The organism is Gelidibacter algens, assembly GCF_001678675.1.
Lineage (GTDB): Bacteria > Bacteroidota > Bacteroidia > Flavobacteriales > Flavobacteriaceae > Gelidibacter > Gelidibacter algens.
Genome location: NZ_LZRN01000009.1, coordinates 1 through 21,122, shown reverse-complemented (window position 1 = coordinate 21,122; position 21,122 = coordinate 1). Strand labels below are relative to the sequence as shown.

Annotated in this window: 16 protein-coding genes; 4 read left to right on the top strand and 12 right to left on the bottom strand. The window is 39.9% G+C overall.

Features of this window, described 5'->3' with window-relative positions; all coding sequences use genetic code 11:
• The first annotated feature begins 7 nt into the window (after window positions 1-7).
• On the top strand, window positions 8-2,419 hold the full coding sequence (locus A9996_RS06025) for a TonB-dependent receptor plug domain-containing protein (protein ID WP_066432254.1): 2,412 nt from the start codon (window positions 8-10) through the stop codon (window positions 2,417-2,419).
• A gap of 24 nt (window positions 2,420-2,443) precedes the next feature.
• On the opposite strand, the gene A9996_RS06020 is transcribed toward A9996_RS06025, so the two are convergent.
• Window positions 2,444-6,997 carry a choice-of-anchor D domain-containing protein gene (locus A9996_RS06020; protein WP_066432251.1) on the bottom strand — a complete coding sequence of 1,518 codons (4,554 nt, stop codon included), beginning with the start codon at window positions 6,995-6,997 and terminating at the stop codon, window positions 2,444-2,446.
• A 115-nt stretch (window positions 6,998-7,112) separates the two neighbouring features.
• Between A9996_RS06020 and A9996_RS06015 the strand changes: the two genes are divergently transcribed.
• Window positions 7,113-7,583, top strand: a complete 471-nt coding sequence (locus A9996_RS06015) for a regulatory protein RecX (protein ID WP_066432249.1) — start codon at window positions 7,113-7,115, stop codon at window positions 7,581-7,583.
• Between the two features lie 209 nt (window positions 7,584-7,792).
• Here A9996_RS06015 and A9996_RS06010 read toward each other — a convergent pair whose 3' ends face one another.
• The 7 genes from A9996_RS06010 to A9996_RS05980 all read right to left on the bottom strand — a co-directional run bounded on the left by A9996_RS06010 (window position 7,793) and on the right by A9996_RS05980 (window position 15,070).
• On the bottom strand, window positions 7,793-8,284 hold the full coding sequence (locus A9996_RS06010; RefSeq protein ID WP_066432247.1) for a DUF6646 family protein: 492 nt from the start codon (window positions 8,282-8,284) through the stop codon (window positions 7,793-7,795).
• Window positions 8,285-8,348: 64 nt separating this feature from the next.
• Window positions 8,349-9,206 (bottom strand): cupin-like domain-containing protein, encoded by an 858-nt coding sequence (locus tag A9996_RS06005; RefSeq protein WP_394337364.1) that lies wholly within the window; start codon window positions 9,204-9,206, stop codon window positions 8,349-8,351.
• 175 nt (window positions 9,207-9,381) lie between these two features.
• Entirely contained in the window at window positions 9,382-10,476 is a 1,095-nt protein-coding gene (bioB, locus tag A9996_RS06000; RefSeq protein ID WP_066432244.1) for a biotin synthase BioB, read from the bottom strand.
• Between the two features lie 106 nt (window positions 10,477-10,582).
• Window positions 10,583-11,698, bottom strand: a complete 1,116-nt coding sequence (locus A9996_RS05995; RefSeq protein ID WP_066432242.1) for a serine hydrolase — start codon at window positions 11,696-11,698, stop codon at window positions 10,583-10,585.
• Window positions 11,699-11,794: 96 nt separating this feature from the next.
• Window positions 11,795-13,222, bottom strand: coding sequence for a flotillin family protein (locus A9996_RS05990; protein ID WP_066432240.1), 1,428 nt, complete (start codon window positions 13,220-13,222; stop codon window positions 11,795-11,797).
• Window positions 13,191-13,826: a hypothetical protein gene (locus A9996_RS05985; RefSeq protein WP_066432238.1), complete on the bottom strand. Its 636-nt coding sequence runs from the start codon at window positions 13,824-13,826 to the stop codon at window positions 13,191-13,193. The genes A9996_RS05990 and A9996_RS05985 overlap by 32 nt, the downstream gene beginning before the upstream one ends.
• A 56-nt stretch (window positions 13,827-13,882) precedes the next feature.
• Window positions 13,883-15,070: a beta-ketoacyl synthase N-terminal-like domain-containing protein gene (locus tag A9996_RS05980; RefSeq protein WP_066432236.1), complete on the bottom strand. Its 1,188-nt coding sequence runs from the start codon at window positions 15,068-15,070 to the stop codon at window positions 13,883-13,885.
• A gap of 118 nt (window positions 15,071-15,188) precedes the next feature.
• Here A9996_RS05980 and A9996_RS05975 point away from each other — a divergent pair, with 118 nt between their 5' ends.
• Entirely contained in the window at window positions 15,189-15,623 is a 435-nt protein-coding gene (locus A9996_RS05975; protein WP_066432235.1) for a cytochrome c oxidase assembly factor Coa1 family protein, read from the top strand.
• Here the strand turns inward: A9996_RS05975 and bioA are convergent.
• The 4 genes from bioA to A9996_RS05955 form a co-directional block, all read right to left on the bottom strand.
• Window positions 15,609-16,874, bottom strand: coding sequence for an adenosylmethionine--8-amino-7-oxononanoate transaminase (gene bioA, locus A9996_RS05970; protein ID WP_066432233.1), 1,266 nt, complete (start codon window positions 16,872-16,874; stop codon window positions 15,609-15,611). The genes A9996_RS05975 and bioA overlap by 15 nt on opposite strands.
• Before the next feature lie 164 nt (window positions 16,875-17,038).
• Entirely contained in the window at window positions 17,039-17,674 is a 636-nt protein-coding gene (bioD, locus tag A9996_RS05965; protein WP_066432231.1) for a dethiobiotin synthase, read from the bottom strand.
• Complete coding sequence (locus tag A9996_RS05960; protein WP_066432229.1) at window positions 17,671-18,087, bottom strand: putative signal transducing protein; 417 nt, start codon at window positions 18,085-18,087, stop codon at window positions 17,671-17,673. The genes bioD and A9996_RS05960 overlap by 4 nt, the downstream gene beginning before the upstream one ends.
• Complete coding sequence (locus A9996_RS05955) at window positions 18,084-19,292, bottom strand: aminotransferase class I/II-fold pyridoxal phosphate-dependent enzyme (RefSeq protein ID WP_346210589.1); 1,209 nt, start codon at window positions 19,290-19,292, stop codon at window positions 18,084-18,086. The genes A9996_RS05960 and A9996_RS05955 overlap by 4 nt, the downstream gene beginning before the upstream one ends.
• 34 nt (window positions 19,293-19,326) lie before the next feature.
• Between A9996_RS05955 and A9996_RS05950 the strand changes: the two genes are divergently transcribed.
• Window positions 19,327-21,114, top strand: a complete 1,788-nt coding sequence (locus A9996_RS05950) for a M61 family metallopeptidase (RefSeq protein ID WP_066432457.1) — start codon at window positions 19,327-19,329, stop codon at window positions 21,112-21,114.
• Window positions 21,115-21,122 lie beyond the last annotated feature (8 nt).

Below are 21,122 nucleotides of genomic sequence, written 5' to 3'. Positions count from 1 at the left end.
AAGCTGAATGAAATTTTTGTTGTCACTATGTACGCTTCTAATAACGATTGCTTCTTCGCAATCCCAAAACATTAAAATTTTAGAAAAACTCACTAATCTGCCTGTTGCTGGCGCTGTAATTTTTAATGATTCAAAGGTTACCTCTACAACCTCTGATATTGATGGGGTTGTCAGTTTAGATATGTTTTCTTTTGAAGAAGTGATTTATGTAGAACATTTGCTATACCAAACCTCAAGTTTGAAAGTCTCTGAAATTGTAAACAAAACCATTTTTCTAACATCTAAAATAGAAGGCTTGGATGAAATAGTGATTTCCGCCTCAAAATTTCAACAAAACAAACGCGATATTCCGCAAAAGATTATAAGTATCAGTGCAAAATCAATAGCGTTTTCAAATCCTCAAACCAGTGCCGATGTGTTGGAAGGAACCGGAAATGTTTTCATCCAAAAAAGTCAAATGGGTGGTGGAAGTCCTATGATTAGAGGATTATCTACCAATCGTCTTTTGATTACGGTTGATGGCGTGCGCATGAACAACGCTATTTTTAGAGGCGGCAATTTGCAAAATGTGATTTCTATAGATCCTTTTATAATTCATAATACAGAGGTTACATTAGGTGCGGGCTCTGTAGTTTATGGAAGTGATGCCCTTGGTGGTGTGATGAGTTTTTACACCCAAAAGCCACAATTGTCGTCTTCTGATTCGTTGTACTTTAAAGGAAATGCTGTAGCAAGATATGCCTCTGCCAACAAAGAAAAAACAGGGCATATTGATGTAAACTTCGGATTGAAAAAATGGGCCTTTTTGACTAGTGTAAGTTTCACTGATTTTGATAATTTGCGCATGGGCAGTTATGGCCCAATAGATTACATACGGCCAGAATATGTGCAGACGGTTAACGGTAGTGATGTTGTTGTGCCAAACGAGAATCCGTTGGTTCAAGTGCCAACAGGTTATGACCAAATCAACTTTTTACAGAAAGTGCATTATGAGCCTAGAGAAAATTGGACCTTTGATTTGGGATTATATTATACCACGACGTCTGATTATGCCCGTTATGACCGATTAATTCGCTATAAAGGTGACAATTTGCGTTCCGCTGTATGGAACTACGGTCCACAACGGTGGTTTATGGGGAATTTGCAAGTGACCAAATTGAGCAGCAACTCTAATTTATATGATAAAATCCAAGCTACAGTGGCTTATCAGAATTTTCAGGAAAGCCGCATGGATAGAGACTTTAATAAACCAGATAAAAATATTAGGGAGGAAGCGGTTGATGCTTTGTCTGCAAATTTAGATTTGGAAAAGCAACTGGGTGCAAGAACAGAACTATTTTACGGTCTGGAGTATATTTATAATAAGGTGACGTCCACAGGAATTGAAGAAGATGTAGTGACAGGAATCCTTGTGCCTACAATATCTCGCTATCCCAATGGGTCTGATTGGCAATCCGTAGCCGCTTATTCAAGTTTGAAATTTAAACCCAACCCAAAGTTTGTATTGCAAACTGGCATCCGGTATAATCAGGTCATTGTCAATGCTGATTTTACAGAAAATAATGTCTATCTAAATCTGCCTTATTCTACAACCAAGATTAACACAGGTGCTTTTACAGGAACTGCCGGTGTAAATTGGAATCCTAATGAAATGCTCGGGCTAAAGTTAAACGCCTCCTCAGCTTTTAGAGCGCCTAATATCGACGATATAGGTAAAGTATTTGATTCAGAACCGGGCTCAGTAGTGGTGCCCAATGACAACTTAAAACCAGAATATGCTTACGGACTCGAATTTGGGGTAAAGCTGAATTTTGAAAATAGTGTTATTTTGGATATGGCCACCTACTACACTTTTTTGGATCATACTTTGGTAAGGCGTGATTTTACACTAAATGGCGATTCTGAGATCGTGTATGATGGTCAGTTGAGTAATGTGCAGGCCATCCAAAACGCTGCAGAGTCTAGAATTTATGGTTTTGAAGTTAGGATGTTGGTCAAGGTAACTGACGCTCTTAAATTAAAATCGCATTATAATATTATTGGAGGTAAAGAACAAGATGATGCTGGTGAAACTACTCCGTTGCGTCATGCCGCGCCACAATTTGGCGCTACGCATTTGGTTTGGCAAAAAGATAAGCTCCAATTGGACGCTTTCGCAAACTATAATAGTGAATTATCAAACAATCAATTAGCACCCTCAGAACAGGAAAAGGGTTACATGTATGCTTTAGATGCTAACGGAAAACCTTATTCACCATCGTGGTACACCCTCAATTTAAGGACGCAATATCAATTTAATGCTGCTGTTTCATTAACGGCGAGCTTGGAAAACATTACTGACCAACGTTACAGACCATATTCTTCAGGTATCTCAGCCGCAGGACGAAACTTGATTATTGCATTAAAGTATACCTTATAACGCAATAGTTGATTGCCTCATTGTTTAGAATCTCTTTATAGCACGTTTGATAATGGTTTGCCCATTTGTAAGTTTTACTTTCGCTATATATGCCGCCTTACTTAAGTTGCTTAAGTCATAAATTTCAGTGCTGAGGCTTCCTTTTAAATGGTATAAGGTTCTGCCCAACACGTCCATAATTTCTACAGATTTGATAGCGCATTGCTGTCCAATAGAAAATTGGACCTGTCCGTTACTGAGCTCCAATATAGTCAAATCATTAGTGCCTATAACGGACTCGTCAACAGTTAGAGTTTGATTTCTGAAAACAATAACAAATCGATCTTCAAAATCGCCCGTTGATGAAGTGAACCTGTAATCAGCAGAAGAGAGATCGTGATCAATGTTTAATAAGTTGTCCTTGAGATACACCTTCTGTTCATCAAAGAAAGCACCTTGTATTTTGGCAACTGAAAGATTGTAAAGCGTAGGTTGGGTAATTGTGGTATAGAAGCCTAGCGCTACTTCTTCATCTAACGACAAACTTTGGGGTGCTTTGCCCTGAATAGCATATTTTTTAGTACGTTCAGGAATCTGTGTATAGATAATAGAACTCAATCCGGAGGATAAGTTACGTTCTGCATCAAAAGCAAACCCATCAAAGCCATCGGTGGCACCTTCAACATAAGCTACTAATATTTGATTGAACACTCCATTGTCTGATGTAAGATTGATCCAAAATTTATTGGGCACATCTTGTGTTTCGCTTCTGAAGAATTGTGAATTACTTGAGGCATCGACCATTCTCATGGAGTTTTTGAAGTTGAATTCGCCTCCGCTGTTAATCCCTATAACAAAAAAACCTTGGGCTGATGGAATAAAATCAGAAGGCAGAATTCCGCTTGCGCCAGCAGTGTTTCCACTTCCGGTAGTAATAATAGCATAATCGGCGCCATTAAAATTAAGAACTTGATTCCCCGGATTGCTGGCTAAAGGAGGGGAGTAGTGAGACCATAGATAAGCGGCGCCGTCAATGACGGTCATATTGGCGCTATGCACTAATTTGAAATCTATGCCAGACGGATAAGGATTGCCGATAAAATTCCAATCAATATCGGTGGTGATGGCATTGGTGTGAATCGTTACAGGAATGTCGCCAGTATTAAATTCACCATTGAAAACTGTGGCATCAATCCTCGGAAATGGAAGTCCTGTTATTCCAGAGGTTGCCGCATAGCCCCTTCCTGGAATCATGATGCCTGTGGCCAACTGCCAATCGTCGCCATTGTCATCAATGCCATCTGAATTTCCGTCAAAATAGTTAGCGGCTTCATAATAAAAACGTCTGCTAGAAGATGCCATACTAAGCGCTGATTCAACGGTTTCGTTGAGCACTGGCGAACTAAAATAGGTGTAATCATACCATTTTTGCTTCAGCGCTGTTTGCTTTTTAACACGTGAAGTCCCGGTGCTCGCTAATTTGAAAGTTCCTGCAGCGGCGGCATCACCTCGTTGTATAAAGGCACCTTTTGTTTCTACCATGATCTCGCCAAAGTTTGAAGGTGAAGTCCCATTAACCAGAACATCATTGATAATTTCCACATAATGATGATCCGTAATATTTAGATTGTATCCAGAATTTACAATGAGACTGCAGGCGCTGAAACTGCCGGTGATAGAACTGGTGGTATAATTTTCACCTAAAACGGCAATGGTGTTAGAGTTTGGAAGTGTCGGACTCCAACTGGAGCCATTCCAAATCGTCTTTTCAATTTTTAGACGAATTGCCTGGCTGGCGGTGTAGCAGGTTTCAAGATTCTCGCGTATCTGAACGTAAAACTGATACCCATTAAGATCTAATGTATTAAGGATGCTCAAATTTTCGGTTTGTTGCCCAGTATAAAGCGGATTTGTAGCTACTATTTCTACCCAATCAGAAGTTCCAGGTGCATTATAATACCATTGATGGGCCAAGGGCAACCCATTGTCAAGGCCTTCAACGGCCAGCACATTTAACGTTTGTGCCAGCTTACAACTTGTGAGTGGGGGTAGTGGTTGAAGATGTACAATTGGAGGCGTACCACTTGAAAAATCGTAGCTTCCAATATCTGAATAATCATTTGTGTGACAGGAACCAGCACCAGCACCTACCCAATCGATCACATTCCAATCAGCAAGGTTGAAATTGGGATTTGGAAGAAGTGAGGCGGTATTTAAACGCCTGAAATTAAAGCCACGATCTCCAGTGATTATGGTGGCATCCATCCAGTTTTTGCTCATGTATATTCCAAATTCGTCAACTACAACGGAGCCGCTTGATTTTAATAGTCTAATGACGTCGTGTTCATTATCTTTTTTGTTGACGCCTACTATAGTGCTTTTTTGATTGGCAGATTGTCCATCTCCTCCTGATTGAGGACAGGTGTTGCCAATAGAGGGCGTTCCAGCAATGCCAAGTGCCAAAACATAAGTGCTATTATTTGGCAATGCAAATTCAATTAAAGGGACGGTATTGGTTGGTGTGGCTGCGCCATTATTGTAAATCCCTATGGAGTAATCGCCCATGGGCTTTGAGGAACCTGTTCCGTTGTAAATTTCTATATAGCTCAACCCACCGATAGTAGCATCTGTGACTTCACTTATGAATAGGTCAGATAGAAATGCGCTTCCTTCACATCCGCCAATTTTTTGATCTACTACTTTAAACGGAACAGTGCTGGTGCACGAGATATTATTTACAATCACAATAGTTCCTGTTACGGCGCCAAAGGGTATGCTAACTTCTATAGTGGAAGGATCAATAAGGGCAATTGGCATAGACACACCATTGATCTTTGCTGTTGTTAATGCCCCAAAATTTTCGCCGATAATGGTTGCAACTGTTCCAGATGGACCACTTGTTGGATTAATCATAAGAGCGGAAGCTACACAAATTCCCGTCCCCCGTATAGCAAAGGTGTAGGGGTTTTCATTACTGTCGTTGTTTGGTATTGAAACTGTCGCATTTCTTGCACCGGCTGCCAAAGGAGAGAACTGAATTTCTAAAATCGAAAATGTAGATGGACTGATGGAAGATGCCGGAGTTATGGTAATTGTAAAATCCGTGGGATTTGCACCTGTTATGGTGACACCAGAAAGGGTCAAATCTAGGTTGCCCTGATTACGAATGCGATAAGATTTTGACTGTGTCGCTCCAATAAGTTGTGCGAGAAATAGGGTATTGTCCGTTCCTTGCGGAGTCGTGTCTCCACTAATAATCTCAGGAAAAGTGCCTGAGTTGCTTTCAACTCTTATTTCAGGAGCAAGAACCTGGAGTATTCCTGAAATATAAGTAGTTCCATTCCAAAAGCCACCAGCCGTCCCGTCAGGCAGAATGCCACCATACAGCCAGATTCCGCCATTTAGTTTGAAACGTGTGGCAAAATAATAGATTCCAGGAGCAGTAATCGAACCGCCCAAGTTAGCAGAATACTCATCGTTCTGTTCAGAATTGCAATTTGAACAGGCCGCATTGTAAGTGCCTGGAATCCAATTACTCCATGTATTCGGATTGGAGTTGGAAGTACTATAGCCTATTTCTGCCACAATGCCTGCACCCTGTCCAGTGCCAGGCGTGACCAGTTGTTCAAAGACTTGTCCATAAACTGCAAAAGGATCACCCAAGTTGATGCTACCAGCACCCGGAAATTGAAGGTTGCAAAAGTCAACGGTGTCTACACTCAAGATCCCGCTGACATTGGTAGTTCCATTCCAAAATCCGCCACCAGTTGTACTATAACCACCATAAGAATAAGGTCCGTCATCAATTTGAAATCGGCTCGCATAATAATAGGTCCCAGATGGTAGCGCAGCACCAATATTTGCCACAAATTCGTCATTATTATTTACTTGGGAATTAAAAGTTGCTGGTACCCAAGTCCAGCCTATGGTTTTAGGATTGTTATTAATGGTATGATAACCAATCCAAGCTAAAATTCCAGTCCCCGGTCCTGAACTCTCAGTGACACCAAGCTCATAAACCTGAGCATAGATGTCGAATGAATTTCCGATGTTAGTATTCCCATTTTGTGGAAATTGAAGGTTACCATAATCTACCGTGGCGGTAGAGGCTTTTGTCCACGAAATATCATCCAAGACAATTTGCAATGTTCCAATGGACCGAAATTCTATGGTAACGTTTCCCGTTTCGTTGACGAGAATAGATCTATTATAAATGGTATTCATTGCTTCTAACGTATAACTGTCATAAAGTATTCCGTTTACATAAACATCAATTCGTCTATCTGAAGCAGCCCCACTGGTGAAATAGGAACGGACATTGTAGTAGAGGTAACCAACACCATTTGGCCCTGATAAGGCCGATACAAATCGTGCCGAAGTGGTGCTAAAACCAATAGAAGATCCTGTGATATTGTAGGTTGTATTCACTAACCGCGCTTCCCCATAAGTCCAAACTGCTCCATTGTCTCCAATATAGCTGCCATCAGTGTAGGTGGTTCCTGATGCATTGCAATTGGTAAAACTTTCTGAACCTTGTCCAGATGAATAGAACACAAAGCTTAGTGAGGCTAAGACTACGAGGGTAAGTTTGTTATCCATATTAAAATAAATAAATCCTTGCTACCAACACAAGTAAGTAAATATAATTCATAAAGCCTAACAGTCAACATGTTACAGCTTTATTTTTATTGATAAATTGTTCCTATTTTTGCATATGCAATCACAAAAAACCTATACAGTTGATGAGGCGTTGAAGAAAATGGAGCACTTTTGTAGTTATCAAGAGCGCTGCCATAAAGAAGTCGCTCAAAAATTGTACACTATGCGTATGATTCCTGACGCTATTGACCATATCATGGTGAAACTTATGCAGGACAATTTTTTAAATGAAGAGCGCTACGCGAAAGCTTTTGTCAGTGGGAAATTCAGGATCAAAAAATGGGGCAAACAGCGCTTGACGCGAGAACTGAAACAAAAAGATATTGGCAAAACCTTAATTACTATGGCGCTTCAAACCATCAGCGACCATGAGTATTTAAACACCTTCCATGCGCTTGCTGAAAAAAAAGCGGAAAGTATTACAGAAACCAATCCGCTAAAGAAAAAGAAAAAGTTAGCAGATTATTTGTTCTACAGAGGATGGGAAAGTCACTTAGTGTATGATAAGGTGAATGAATTGTTTTAGGAGGGAAAATGATGGATGACGGATGACGGATGACAGTTGACGGATGACAGTTGACAGATGACAGAGGACAGATGACTGAAGACTGAAGACTGATGGTGGTTTTGGTAGCATATAACTAACCATCAATAACAAATGCGAATCTTTCTTAAAACAGAAAAACTGTATCATTCTTCAGAATAATACAGTTTTAATAGTAATCTAAATACAGTTTATAAACTAAACGTCGCACCAATATTTACTGTAAACTGGTTGTGAATATAGTGGGCTGGGTTTGTAATATTTTTATCATATTTTGCCAGTGGGAAAACCGTTTCTGCGAAAAGTCCAAAACCTTCAGAGAAAAAATAACGTGCGCCAACATGTCCGCCAAAATTCTTTAAGCTCAAGTTTAATCCTGGATAAAAATCAAAGTTTTCATCAATATTCAGCACACTTCCCAAATGGGCATTAAAACGGCCTTTCAAATCAAAACGATCGCCAAAATCAGCATCCAATTCTTCTTTGACACCTAAGGCATAAGCTCCAGAAACACCTACAGAGATGTTTTCGCCTAAACCATAATCAAAGCTTACATTAATGCCCGTTGCTGCATCTTGTAAATTGGCACCAATTTGTAATTTGTTATCGGTATTGCCTTTAAAAGCCTGTGCGTTTGCAAAAGAAACACTTAAAACGCTTAGGAGTACAATCAGTTTTTTCATTTTAAAAATTTTTGAATTTTTTGTTGGGCAAAGATAGCTATGTTTTTTAAAATGCCTTGGATTTTTAGCCCAAACTCTTTCGGGTTCTGATGATGGCTTTTTCGTTTTTCCAATCAATCCATTTTTGTCCTTTGATCTTGCGCATCAGGGTATCAAAATGGCGCATGATCACAATATTATAGACTGCTTTTCCAAAATTTTTCGGATTTCTGGCAATCGCACGTAAGCTCATTGAAAACCCCGGCGTCAGATATTTCATATAATGCCAATAGCCCTCCGGCATATACAAGACTTCACCGTGGTTTAATTCTGTTTTATAACCTGAGGCCTTTTGAAGTGCCGGCCATTTTTCAAAATCTGGATTTGAAAAGTCAATATCCTCACGTGTAATCAGGGAGTGTGGAATTTTATAAAGGTATTTATTCTGCTTTTGATCGAATAGAATGCATGTTTTTTTGCCTTCAAAGTGAAAATGGAAAATATTGGCGAGATCAATATCGTAATGCATAAAGGTATGCGAATTTTTACCACCAAAAAATAGCATGGGTAAACCTTTCATCAGTTTGAGTCCAAATTCAGGATAGACATAATCTTTTTGTAACTGCGGAATTTCCTTTAGCGCATTCCATAAAAAAATCCGAAATTTGGTGGGTTCACGTTTTAAAAGGTCTATGTAATCGGCCATTTTCATTGTGGCATGTGGCTCGTTAAAGCCATCTTCATGGTTGACGGGACGGTCGTCGTAGAGTGGAACGATCTTGTCTCCGGCAACAGCCTTAATGTAATCTAAATTCCATTTGGTAAATGCAGGCCAATCCTCAATAAAGCGCTCAATAACAACGGGTTTTTGAGGCTTAAAATAGAGCGTTATGAAATCGTCCTTAGTGATGGTCTTTACACGAGGAATGTCTTTTAGGTCCAATGCCAATGTTCTAAAAATTTAACCCGCAAAGTAAAGAAATGGTTAGGAAATGTTTTAAAAGGAATGTTAAATGTTTGGGTGTTACCACGCTAGGGCGCGGTCGGGCTGTACGCTATATCTTTTTGCTTGAAAAAAGCAAAAAGGATGCCGCTGCCATCCCTAACACAACTCCTAATTATTTTAAAACTTTTGCCTGTTGTTTTGCCACTTCGTTACGTTCAATTTTATGTTCTGGACGGGTCCATTTCGGCTTTTCACCCAAGGCTTGAAATTTAGATTCTGAAGCCTCAACCGACTGCGGTTGCACTTTTTTGGTAAATGGCTTTTGTGGATTAAGACCCAAAGCTTCAAACATTTTTAGATCTTCATTCACATCAGGGTTGGGCGTAGTCAATAACTTATCACCCGCAAAAATAGAATTGGCCCCTGCAAAGAAACACATGGCCTGACCTTCTCTGCTCATTTGTGTGCGTCCTGCACTCAACCGCACTTGAGTTTCTGGCATCACTATTCGGGCAGTAGCCACCATCCGGATCATATCCCAAATTTCAACCGGTTTTTCTTCTGCTAAAGGCGTGCCTTCAACCGCTACCAAAGCGTTGATTGGTACAGATTCTGGCTGCGGATTTAAAGTGGATAAGGCGACGAGCATCCCTGCTCTGTCCTCAATTTTTTCTCCCATTCCTATAATTCCGCCACTACACACGGTGACATTGGTTTTACGAACGTTGTCTATCGTTTGCAAACGGTCTTCATAACCTCTGGTGGAAATCACTTCTTTATAATATTCTTCTGAGGAATCTAAATTGTGGTTATAGGCATACAATCCAGCTTCTGCTAAACGATGGGCCTGGTTTTCAGTAATCATACCCAAAGTACAGCATACTTCCATCTCCAGTTTATTGATGGTACGCACCATCTCCAAAACTTGATCAAACTCTGCGCCATCCTTTACATTTCGCCATGCAGCACCCATACACACACGCGAGCTTCCGGTAGATTTTGCGCGTAATGCCTGTGCCTTCACTTGCTGAACGCTCATCAAATCATTCCCTTCAACATTGGTGTGGTAACGCGCGGCTTGCGGGCAATAGCCACAATCTTCAGGGCAACCACCAGTTTTTATGGAGAGCAAGGTAGACACCTGAACCGTATTAGGATCATGGTGCTCCCTATGTACGGTTGCTGCTTCATAAAGCAACTCCATAAAAGGTTTGTTATAAATGTTGAGGATTTCTTCTTTGGTCCAGTTATGTCTTATAGTAGTCATTGTAATGTATTTCTAATGGAGTTCAAAAATAACTTATTTAATTTTAAAGAATTCTTCAAATAGGGCATAAAATTTATATGGAGCTTTTAAATATGGATTATGAGCGCTATTTTTCTGAACCTTGTTCTAGAACCAACTTCCTCCCCAAAGCCGCCAAGAAAGGAATCCCAATGGTGTCATACTCATACACACCGTCATTATAAATTTGGTTTTTATTGACATGAATGGTTGCCGTAATGAGATATTCTTTTTTGGTTTTTGTATTTATAATATAGGCGCAGTCGGTGAGATAACCATAAGCGTAACCTACCTTATTGTGAATTTTTAAATACTCGGGGATAGGGTTTTTAGAATCGCCAATGACGAAAAATTTCACATAGCCATCATAATAATCTTTTGAAGTATAGCCGGCTTCTTTTGGTAAAACGCGCATCGCATCGATTAAAAATTTACGATCGGATGCTGATAAATGAAATTGCTGTTCTTTGGTAAACAGTTCAGGAAACAGCAATCGTTTTAAAATGCCATGCAAGGACGTGATGGGTAGATAGTTCTTTTTTGAAAAGTCCATAGGTTGGTTGAACAAACTGTCGCCAACAGTATAGCCAATACCTTTTGTGACGCTGTTCAGATTTAATGGAATGATAGGTTGGTTGGTAGTGGCTCCTGTCTTGTAAAGCACCTGATCGTTTTTATAAAATACGAGAGGCTTGGTGGTTAAATCATCAGAATTTGGTACGGACAAGCGGTGTGAAATTCTGGCGGCAATCCCTTTTTTATTGAGACGATTATTGATCTCATCTTGTCCTAGAAACTCAAAAAGGCGGTTATAAGTGTCGTTACTGCTCACTGCAAAAATATCGATGATGTCTTTTCCAAAGGTTGAGGTGATGCTATCGTTATCGACTCTAAACGGGGTGTCTCTGTCCAGTAGTTTGTTTTCGTTCAACTTCTCCAATGCCAAAATGGCGATGGGCAATTTGACGGCACTCGCTGGGTAGAAATAAGCGCTATCATCCACTTGAAATTCATCTTCCTTAAAACTGATCTTGCCATTTTTATCGCGAATAACTTCAGAAAAAAAGACTTGCACCTCGTGAGAGGGCAAGTCTTTCATGACGTTCATAATTTTTTCGTCGTCTGAAGAAACAGCTTTTTTAATTGGGCTCACCGAGGCGCATCCAAAAATCAATAAAAATCCGATGGTGGAAAAAACTTTCATTCTTTAAAAATAGATAAAAACTTAGGAAGTTATTGGGTTATCTGAAAAATTAAAATGGATACTCAGTAACTCACTTTCTTCTATTTTTAGAAACTGTTATTCCTCCACTTTAGTTTCAGTTTTAGAAGTGGGCGTTTCTGTTTTTGCAGCGGCCACATCCTTCCCTTTTAAATATTCAGGCAATTCCATACCCGCCATATTAAACATTTCTTGCAAAGGTGGTACAGATTTGTACATTCCTGAAAGGAAATTTGCGGTAGATGATTTGCCATCACCATTGCCGCCATTTTCCCAAACGGTCACTTTATCAATTTTTATATTTTTAATGGCTTCAGACTGCATTCTTACCAATTCAGGTAATTTATCAGCAATCAATAGCAATACTGCATCTTTAGAATTGTTGCCCGCAGCTTTCACAATCTGATCTAAACCAGCGGCTTGTTTGGTCAATACTTCGTAAAGTCCTTGTGCTTCTGCCTGTGCTTTAAATAAAATAGCATCTGCTTCTCCTTTTGCTCTTCTTCTGGTACGTTCTGCTTCTGCCTCTGCATCAATCTCTACCTTTTGTTTGTCAATTTCTGCAGGAATAATAATATCAGCCATTTGTGAGGAACGCTCGCGCTCAGCCCGTGCCATTTCTGCATTTTGTTCAGCTGCATAGGATTCCTCCAATCCTTTTGCTGTTTGTACTTTTTCAGATGCAGTGGCCACACGGTCTGCTTCTGCTTCACGTTGTCGACGTAAGGAATCTGAATTGGCAACTGCAATTTTTGCGGTGTTTTCCCCTTCTACGGCTTTTGCATTTGCAGCAGCCACTTGTGTGCGTTGGTCTTGTACCGCATTGGCTTCCCCGATGGAGCCATCCCTAACTTTCTCTGCAACCGATTTACGGGCGGCATTGATAGCATGTGCTGCAGCTTCTTTTCCTAAAGCTTCAATATAGCCAGACTCATCAACAATATCCGTAATGTTGACGTTGATAAGTTTTAAACCCACTTTTTTCAACTCTGATTCTACACTTTGTGAAATGTTGGTCAAGAATTTATCGCGGTCGTTGTTGATTTCTTCAATATCCATAGAGGCTACCACCAAACGCAACTGTCCGAAAATAATTTCTTTAGCCAATTCTTGGATATCGCCCATGGCTAAACCTAGCAAGCGCTCAGCAGCATTTTGCATCACGCCTGGTTCTGTTGAAATTCCAATGGTAAATCTTGAAGGGACGTTGACTCTAATATTTTGTTTTGATAGTGCATTCACTAGGTTGACCTCAATAGACATCGGCGTCAAGTTCAAAAACTGATAATCTTGAATCACTGGAAAAATAAAGGCTGCACCACCATGGATACATTTGGCAGATTGGCCACCGCCAACTTTACCGTACACTACTAAAATCCTATCGGACGGGCAACGTTTGTAACGTCTAATAAGAATAATTAAAAATGCGAATACAAAAAGTATCGCCACAATGACTGCAATGGGCAGCCCTAAATTAAAGGTCTCTTGTGTCAGCAGGAATCTCATAGGTAATTGGTTTTAAGGGTTCAATTGGTTTTATAGTTTGATCGACAATTAGGATGCCGTTGCTAGTCACGTCCACAACTTTAATAATGGTGCCAGATTTTAATTCTGTAAAAGAATCCGTCAGCGCTTCCAGCTCTCTAAGAGTACCTTGTACCCGGACACTGACCTTGCCCATTCTTGAACGATTTTCGCCTATGGTGAGGTAGACTTCTCCAACGGCGCCAATAGCATTCTTGAAATTAAGGGTGCCACTATCCGCTAATTTTTTCATATAATGGAACATCGCTGCCATGATGGACATCATGATCAATCCTGCAATGACAGAAATCAATACCGTCATTGGTTTAGAAAAGCCTTCCCCAATACATGCAATTCCTGCCCATCCAAAAATGGTGAAAAAGCCAATGAGATTTTTAAGACTAATAAATTGAAATTCTATTCCTGTATCAGCATCTATGGCTGTGTCAACATCATCAAAATCTTCACCACCATCAACACCTATAAATGTCATAATGACAATAAATAAAAAAACAAGGGAACCAATAAGGGCAATAACCCAGTAGAATTTTGCAAATACCTCTAAGTCTGAAAACCATTCTATCATAGTTGGATATATTTAATTTAAAATATGAAAGATAACACCTTTAACTTATACGATCCTCATTTTGATATTAAAATGGATACCGCATTCCCTCCAAAACCGACCGCATTCACCATAATAGTTTTATTGCGTTCTGGTTTTTTCTCTTCTATAAATGGCACCGGAATAAACGTTTGATGTTGCAGCATCAATACTGCCATTTCAACATTTAAAAGACCAGAGGCACCAAGGCTATGACCAATCTTCCATTTATTGGTAGTTAAAGCTGGTATTTTGTTACAAAAAAGAGTTTTGATAGCGTTAATTTCTGAAGAATCGCCCTTAAGCGTTCCGGGGGTATGGGTGATAATAATATCAACAGCATCAGGGTTTAGAGTGCCCAATGCCATTTTCATGGAACGTTGAAAGCATTTGGCATCTGAAGATACGGAGACATTATGTTCCAATAGTTCTGTGGCATAACCAACCCCAATAATGGTTGCTAATGCCTTCTGAGAGTTTCCTTTTTCTAAACATGCCATGGCTGCTGCTTCTCCAAGCACCATGGAATTTCCTGTTTTATTGAGATCAAGGGAACGGCATGGGTAATATACATCAGCTGTCCCGCTTTCTGATTCATTTATTTGTGAAGAAAGCGGTGCGTAAATTTTTAGCGCTTGCATTTGTGCTACTGTAAATGCGGTTAAGGGCGCTTCACTGCCACCTACCAAAAACTTGTCGCACATCCCAGAATTGATCCAAGCCACTCCGTTCAATAACGCATGCAATGCTGTAGAACAGGTAATGGAATGGCTTATTTCTGGGCCTTGAGTTTGTAAATCATGCGCCACCCAAGATGAAATATTTCCTAAAGTAGTGGTGGGCGAGCTCAAGGTTTTGGCGCGACCTTGTTTTAAGAATTCGGCGTGGTATTTTTCAAACAATTCCGTAGCGCCGCGAGATGATCCAATGTTGATACCAAAATTATCTGTTGCTATCCAACCTGATTGTGCCACAGCCTTTCGGGCGGTATAAATGGCATAAAGCACTGAGGGGTCCAAATTTTTGAAAAGTGGATCTGAGTTTTTTAAGGCTTTGATCTCTAATTTGACAGATGAAGGTAATTGGCCAACCCAAGCTTTGCCTTGATCAAATGATTTTTCAGAAAGGCAATGGGCATTGTTTTGGTAACGCTGCCAAATGTCTTCCAAAGATCCACCCAAAGGTGAAATGGAACAGATGGAAGTAATGGAAATAGGGTGTTGCAAAATTTTAAATTTCAGTAAAAATAAAACTATCTTGGACGCTTCAATAACAATTGGAGTCGTTTTTTTGAAGGTCTTAAATATCCGAAGTCAAAAATTTTATTAAATACATCGCAACAATATGAATGAAGAAATAAAGCAGAAAAGTTGGTTTAAAAGAAACTGGATTTGGGTGGTGCCCGTAAGTGGGTGTCTCACGCTCATTGTTTTGGCAGTTTTAGGCATTGGTTCTCTCTTTTATGGCGTTACCAAGGTCATGACCAATTCTGAACCTTATGAATATGCCATGGAAATGACACAAAACAGTACTGAGGTTGTTATCGCTATTGGCGATGATATTCAGAAAGACGGCATGACTGGTGGATCTGTGTCTTATAATAATGGCCTAACAAAAGCCGATCTTCAAATACCTATTGAAGGCTCCAAAGGCCGAGCTACTATTGTTGTGAAAGCCCGTAAAGAAGCCGATCAATGGACCTATGAAGAACTCTATGTGCTGATAAAAGAAAGCCAAGAACAAATCCATTTGCTCAATAAAACTTTAGAGGATTTCTAAAGCGTCCTCAATAGTTTGATATACTTTTTCTAATTCATCTGCTGTAATAACATAAGGGGCTAGAATATAAATCGTACCTCCCAAAGGTCTCAAAAACACGCCGTGATCCATAAAAAATTTAAAGAGTCGGTCCCGCAAATTACCATAACGTTCCATTTCAATATTGAGGTCTAGCGCAAAAATAACGCCTGTTTGTCGCGTTGATTTTACTTTTGGATGGGTTTTGATACGCGTATTAAACGCTTGATGTGATGCTATAATTTGCTTTATGTTTTGTTGAATAGCATCAGATTGCAACAATTCAATTCCGGCCAAGGCAGCTCTACACGCTAACGGATTGGCAGAATACGTATGGCCGTGAAAAAGTCCCTTGCCCATCTCATCACTATAAAATGCATCGTATACAGCTTGAGAACACGACGTGATGGCCATAGGCAATAATCCTGCTGTCAGCGCTTTGCTCAAACACATGATATCTGGTTTGGTGTCTTGATGGTCAGAGGCAAAGTGTTTTCCGGTTTTTCCAAATCCGGTCATCACTTCATCAGCAACCGTGATGATGTGATGGTCTTTACAAAATTTTAGAATCTGATTTAAACCTTCTGCATTGTGCATTTTCATTGCTGCTGCTCCCTGTACCAAAGGTTCGTAAACGAAACCCGCGATGTCATTTTCCAAAACCAATTTTTCTAACTGGTTTAGAATAGCCTCGTGATTTTCTCCATTTGGGGTCGGGATCCGTTTCACGTCCAAGAAATAGTCTTCAAAAGGTCCATTATAAACCGATAGTCCAGAAACACTCATAGCACCAAAAGTATCCCCATGAAAACCATCTTCAAAAGCAAGCAGGATGTTGCGTTTTTCGCCACGATTGAAATGGTATTGTAATGCCATTTTAATCCCGATTTCAACGCTGGTAGAACCATTATCGCTAAAAAACAGTTTGTTTTGATTTTCAGGAAGGATGTTGATCAATGCCTCAGAAAGTTCTACTGCAGGTTCATGGGTAAAGCCACTAAAAACAACCTGATCCAATTGCTGCATCTGGGCGGCAACACGCTCCGTAATGTATGGATTGCAATGTCCGTACATGCAGGTATACCAAGAGGCAATGGCATCTATATAGGTGTTGCCATCTTCATCTGTAAGGGTGCACTTTTTAGCGCTTACAATGGCGATGGTATCCGGATGCAATTTATGTTGCGTCAGTGGATGCCACAAGTGCTTTTTATCTCTTTCTTTAAGGGTCATTTGTGGTTCCCACGAAGGGGGAGTTTTATAAATTATACTAATTTTTTCACAGACCTAACAGGTTTTTAAAACCTGTTAGGTCTTTATGCAAGCACTTCTGATTCTGAGTAGGCGGATTTGTTTTCTTTAAGATCATGAAAATTCTCGGGCATCAGCATTCTGTTTCAAATTTGATCGAAATATTTATGAGATTCCTGCCTTCGCAGGAATTGGTCCGCATAGTCCAATACCACATTTTTATCAAAATAAGGTTCTTCGTCTATCCTTCCAATGACGGGAACTTGTGTCATTTTTTCGATAATAGTTTCCGTTGATTGGTTTGCTGCTCCGCTAAAAATGAGTGCGACTTCCAATCCTTTAGACTTTAAAAGATTTACCGTTAAAAGCGTATGGTTGATGCTTCCCAAATAATGTCTTGATACGACAATCACTTTATAATCGGGTTTGATAAGATCCAAAATAGTTTCGGAATCATTAATAGGCACCAACAAACCTCCGGCACCTTCAATAACGAGGTTGTTTTTGGTTTTGGGAACTTTAATGGTTTTTGCTGATATAGATATGCCGTCAATTTCAGCCGCTGCATGCGGACTCATGGGCGTATTCAGCAAAAAACTGCTCTTATGGAACTTTGTTTTTTTATTGGACACTAAACGCTGGACTTTATGGGTATCAGAATTATCTAAATCTCCCGCTTGAATGGGTTTCCAATAATCGGCGTTGAGCGCTTCCACTAAGATTGCTGAAGCGATGGTTTTTCCAACATCTGTTGAAATTCCGGTAACGAAATATGTGTTCATTTTAAATCAAATTCAGTAGCACACACTTCACATCTATACTTATGCTTGGTGTAAAATGGAAGTGTAGAAAATAAGAAACCAAAAATAAACCAGAAAAATGACTTTAGGTCTTTAATTGTCGAGAAAAGTTCCACATGTGTACTCTTGCAATTGGGACACTGGATGGAATTGCCATCATCATCTATAGCATAGTCCTGAATGGAATTCAGAATCTGTTTGGCTTCAATAACTTGGTGCGAAAGGACTTTTAGCTTAACGCCACCAATGGCATTGCTCACTAACGGATCAGTATCAATGGTCAGATTATCTGATAGAAAAACATCGATGCCGTCAGACTCCAATCTGCCTTTGATAATCTGTGCTTCCGCAGAATATTGAAATACTGCAACCGTCGTAAATTTTCCATTTTTCATTCTATAAAGGTAGCTAAGAGAGATACTACTTTTAAAATGTCGTCTTCTGAATTATAAGCGTGGATACAAAACCGTAAGCGTTCTTGTCCCTTAGGGACTGTGGGCGACACGATAGGTTTAACATTGAAACCATGTTCTTCTAAACGTTTTGCAATTTTTTTGACACGCTCATTGCCCGAAATAATACAGCATTGAATGGCAGACGCACTCTCAATAAAATGGTCCTTGAGCTGATGTTCTTCTACTTGCTCTTTAAAAAAATCAATATTTTCAAATAAATTTTCAATGTTGTGGGTATGCTGTAAGGTTTTATACGCCGCTTTTATGGTCATTAGAGAGTGGGGCGGAAGGGCTGTGGTGTAAATGAATGGCCTCGAAAAATTGATGAGATACTCTGTAAGTTGCGGATTGCCCAAAATTGCGGCGCCGTGGCAGCCCATTGCTTTTCCAAAGGTGATGAGTCGCGCAAAAACAGCCGCATTAATCCCCAGACTATCCACCAATCCAACACCTTTTTCTCCAAAAACGCCAACCGCGTGAGCTTCGTCGACAACCAAGTAAAGTTTATTTTCTGTACAAAAATTGGCGATAGCTTTTAGATCTGGCGTATCACCATCCATAGAAAATACAGATTCTGTAACGATATAAACTTCTGAATTTTCAGCGCGTTTTTCCTGTTGAAAGTGGTATTTATGTTTTAAATCATCAAGATCATTATGCTTGAACTTATAAGCTTTTGCATGACTCATGGTAACTCCGTCCCTTATGGAGGCATGAATCAATTCATCATACAAGATCACATCGCCACGTTGGGGTACACAAGAAAAGAATCCGAGATTGGCATCATATCCCGAGTTGAATATTAGGGTGCTTTGACAATGGTGCGTGTCGCAGATCAAGTCTTCAACATTTGTGTAGAGCTGGTGGTTGCCTGTTAATAATCGTGAACCACTGGAGCCGTTTTGAAAGATAAATGCTTCTTCAAGATAATGGTGCGTGAGATCGAATATTTCTTTGGACAATGAGAATCCCAAATAATCATTGGAAGCAAAATCGACCAGCTGATGTGGTTTGCTTAATTGGCGAAATGTGTTTTCAACTTTGCGCGCCTCTAATTTGTCTTGCAGTTTTTTGGGAATCATGGTGTAAAGATACGAAGAGTTGCATTTTTTTGCTCTGAAAACCTCTGGACTTGTAGCTCTCAAAAACATTGTATATTTGAGAATCAAAATTCAAACTATGATTCGTATTATCTTCTGTCTGACGTTTTTTCTGTCTTCAATCGTATTTCAAGCTCAAATTTCTTCAAAATATGTTATTTCCTTTGAGGATGCGGTACATCATGAAGCCACAGTTCACGCTACGTTCACCAATTTAAAATCTGATATTGCCACCTTTAGCATGAGCCGTTCGTCGCCTGGTCGCTATGCCTTGCACGAGTTTGCTAAAAACGTATACAACATTAAAGTTACTGATGGCAAAGGGAAGGTGCTTGAAGCTACAAGGCCAGACCCTTATTCTTGGAGCGTTAAGGGGCATGACGGCACTATAAAAGTAAGTTACACCTTGTTTGCCAACCACGGCGACGGAACGTATGCACAAGTAGATGAAACCCACGCGCATTTGAATTTACCAGCAACCTTTATCTATGTTCCTGAACTAAAGGATCAAGAAATGGAAGTCACGTTTAATGTTCGAGAGGATTTGAATTGGAAGATAGCAACCCAATTAAAGCACCAACAAAATAACACCTATTACGCTAAAGATCTTCAATATTTTATGGACAGTCCGGTGGAGATTGCCAATTTTAGGGAGCGCTCTTTCAAAGTAAAAGACCAAACCGTTATTTTGGTACTGCACGATGATGCCGCTTCAGAAGAACAGTTGGAGGCCTATTTTGAAAAGGTAAAGAAGGTTGTGTTGGAGCAAATGATGGTCTTTGGAGAGTTACCAAATTATGATTATGGAGAGTATAGATTTTTGGCCTGCTACATGCCCAATGCTACTGGTGACGGAATGGAGCATAGAAACTCAACCGCCATTCCAAGTTCTAGAAGTTTGGCACAAGGGGGAATGACAGGGAACATTGGTACCGTTGCCCATGAGTTTTTCCACTGTTGGAATGTGGAGCGTATTCGTCCAAAAGCTTTGGAGCCCTTTGATTTTTCACGAGCAAATATGAGTGGTGAGTTGTGGTTTGCCGAAGGGTTTACAAGTTATTATGACGATTTGTCGTTGGTAAGATCAGGCATCCTAACTCATGAAAATTATGTGCAAGGCTTAATAGGAACGTTTAATTATGTGTGGACCTCGCCGGGAAGACAGTTTTTCAATCCGATAGAAATGAGCTACCAAGCGCCATTTGTAGATGCTGCAAAATCTGTAGATGAAACCAACAGGGAAAACACTTTTATTTCCTATTATTCTTATGGAAGTATGTTGGGGCTGGCCTTAGATTTATCGTTGCGAGAACGCGATATGAATCTTGATGATTACATGAGCTTGGTTTGGAATACCTATGGAAAAAACGAAATTCCGTATACGGTTGAAGATTTGCATAACACCTTAAATATTTTTGCCGGAAAAGAATTTGGTAATGACTTTTTCGACACTTACATTTATAAAAGTGGAATGCCAGCTTATGAGCGACTTTTTAAAAATGTTGGTGTAATTTTGGAAACCAAGAATGACATTGAATTTGGAGCGACGGTCAGAAATCAGAGCATCGCCAATAATCCTAAGAAGGGTACTTCAGCTTATGAGGCAGGTTTTCAAAAAGGCGATAAGATCCTTCAAGTAGGAGGAATAGCGCTTGAGGGCAATGTTGGGATCAATGCGGTTTTAAACACTTTTAAAGTAGGGGAAAAGATTGTTGTCGTAATTGAGCGATTCGGAATTCAAAAAGAATTGGTACTCAACATTGGGACAGATGTATCTTATGGCTTAAAATTAATGGATCTTAATTCTAAGGAGATGTCTAAAAAGATGAAACAGAAGCAGTCGAGTTGGTTGGCCTCTAAAGTATAACACAAAAA

What these genes read in the sequence shown, in the direction of transcription:
- A9996_RS06015 (WP_066432249.1), top strand. Translation starts at nt 7,113, where the DNA reads ATGCAATCACAAAAAACCTATACAGTTGATGAGGCGTTGAAGAAAATG.
- A9996_RS05960 (WP_066432229.1), bottom strand. Translation starts at nt 18,087, where the DNA reads ATGAAAAATGGAAAATTTACGACGGTTGCAGTATTTCAATATTCTGCG.
- A9996_RS05985 (WP_066432238.1), bottom strand. Translation starts at nt 13,826, where the DNA reads ATGATAGAATGGTTTTCAGACTTAGAGGTATTTGCAAAATTCTACTGG.
- A9996_RS05975 (WP_066432235.1), top strand. Translation starts at nt 15,189, where the DNA reads ATGAATGAAGAAATAAAGCAGAAAAGTTGGTTTAAAAGAAACTGGATT.
- bioA (WP_066432233.1), bottom strand. Translation starts at nt 16,874, where the DNA reads ATGACCCTTAAAGAAAGAGATAAAAAGCACTTGTGGCATCCACTGACG.
- A9996_RS06025 (WP_066432254.1), top strand. Translation starts at nt 8, where the DNA reads ATGAAATTTTTGTTGTCACTATGTACGCTTCTAATAACGATTGCTTCT.
- A9996_RS05990 (WP_066432240.1), bottom strand. Translation starts at nt 13,222, where the DNA reads ATGAGATTCCTGCTGACACAAGAGACCTTTAATTTAGGGCTGCCCATT.
- A9996_RS06010 (WP_066432247.1), bottom strand. Translation starts at nt 8,284, where the DNA reads ATGAAAAAACTGATTGTACTCCTAAGCGTTTTAAGTGTTTCTTTTGCA.
- A9996_RS06020 (WP_066432251.1), bottom strand. Translation starts at nt 6,997, where the DNA reads ATGGATAACAAACTTACCCTCGTAGTCTTAGCCTCACTAAGCTTTGTG.
- A9996_RS05950 (WP_066432457.1), top strand. Translation starts at nt 19,327, where the DNA reads ATGATTCGTATTATCTTCTGTCTGACGTTTTTTCTGTCTTCAATCGTA.
- bioD (WP_066432231.1), bottom strand. Translation starts at nt 17,674, where the DNA reads ATGAACACATATTTCGTTACCGGAATTTCAACAGATGTTGGAAAAACC.
- bioB (WP_066432244.1), bottom strand. Translation starts at nt 10,476, where the DNA reads ATGACTACTATAAGACATAACTGGACCAAAGAAGAAATCCTCAACATT.
- A9996_RS05995 (WP_066432242.1), bottom strand. Translation starts at nt 11,698, where the DNA reads ATGAAAGTTTTTTCCACCATCGGATTTTTATTGATTTTTGGATGCGCC.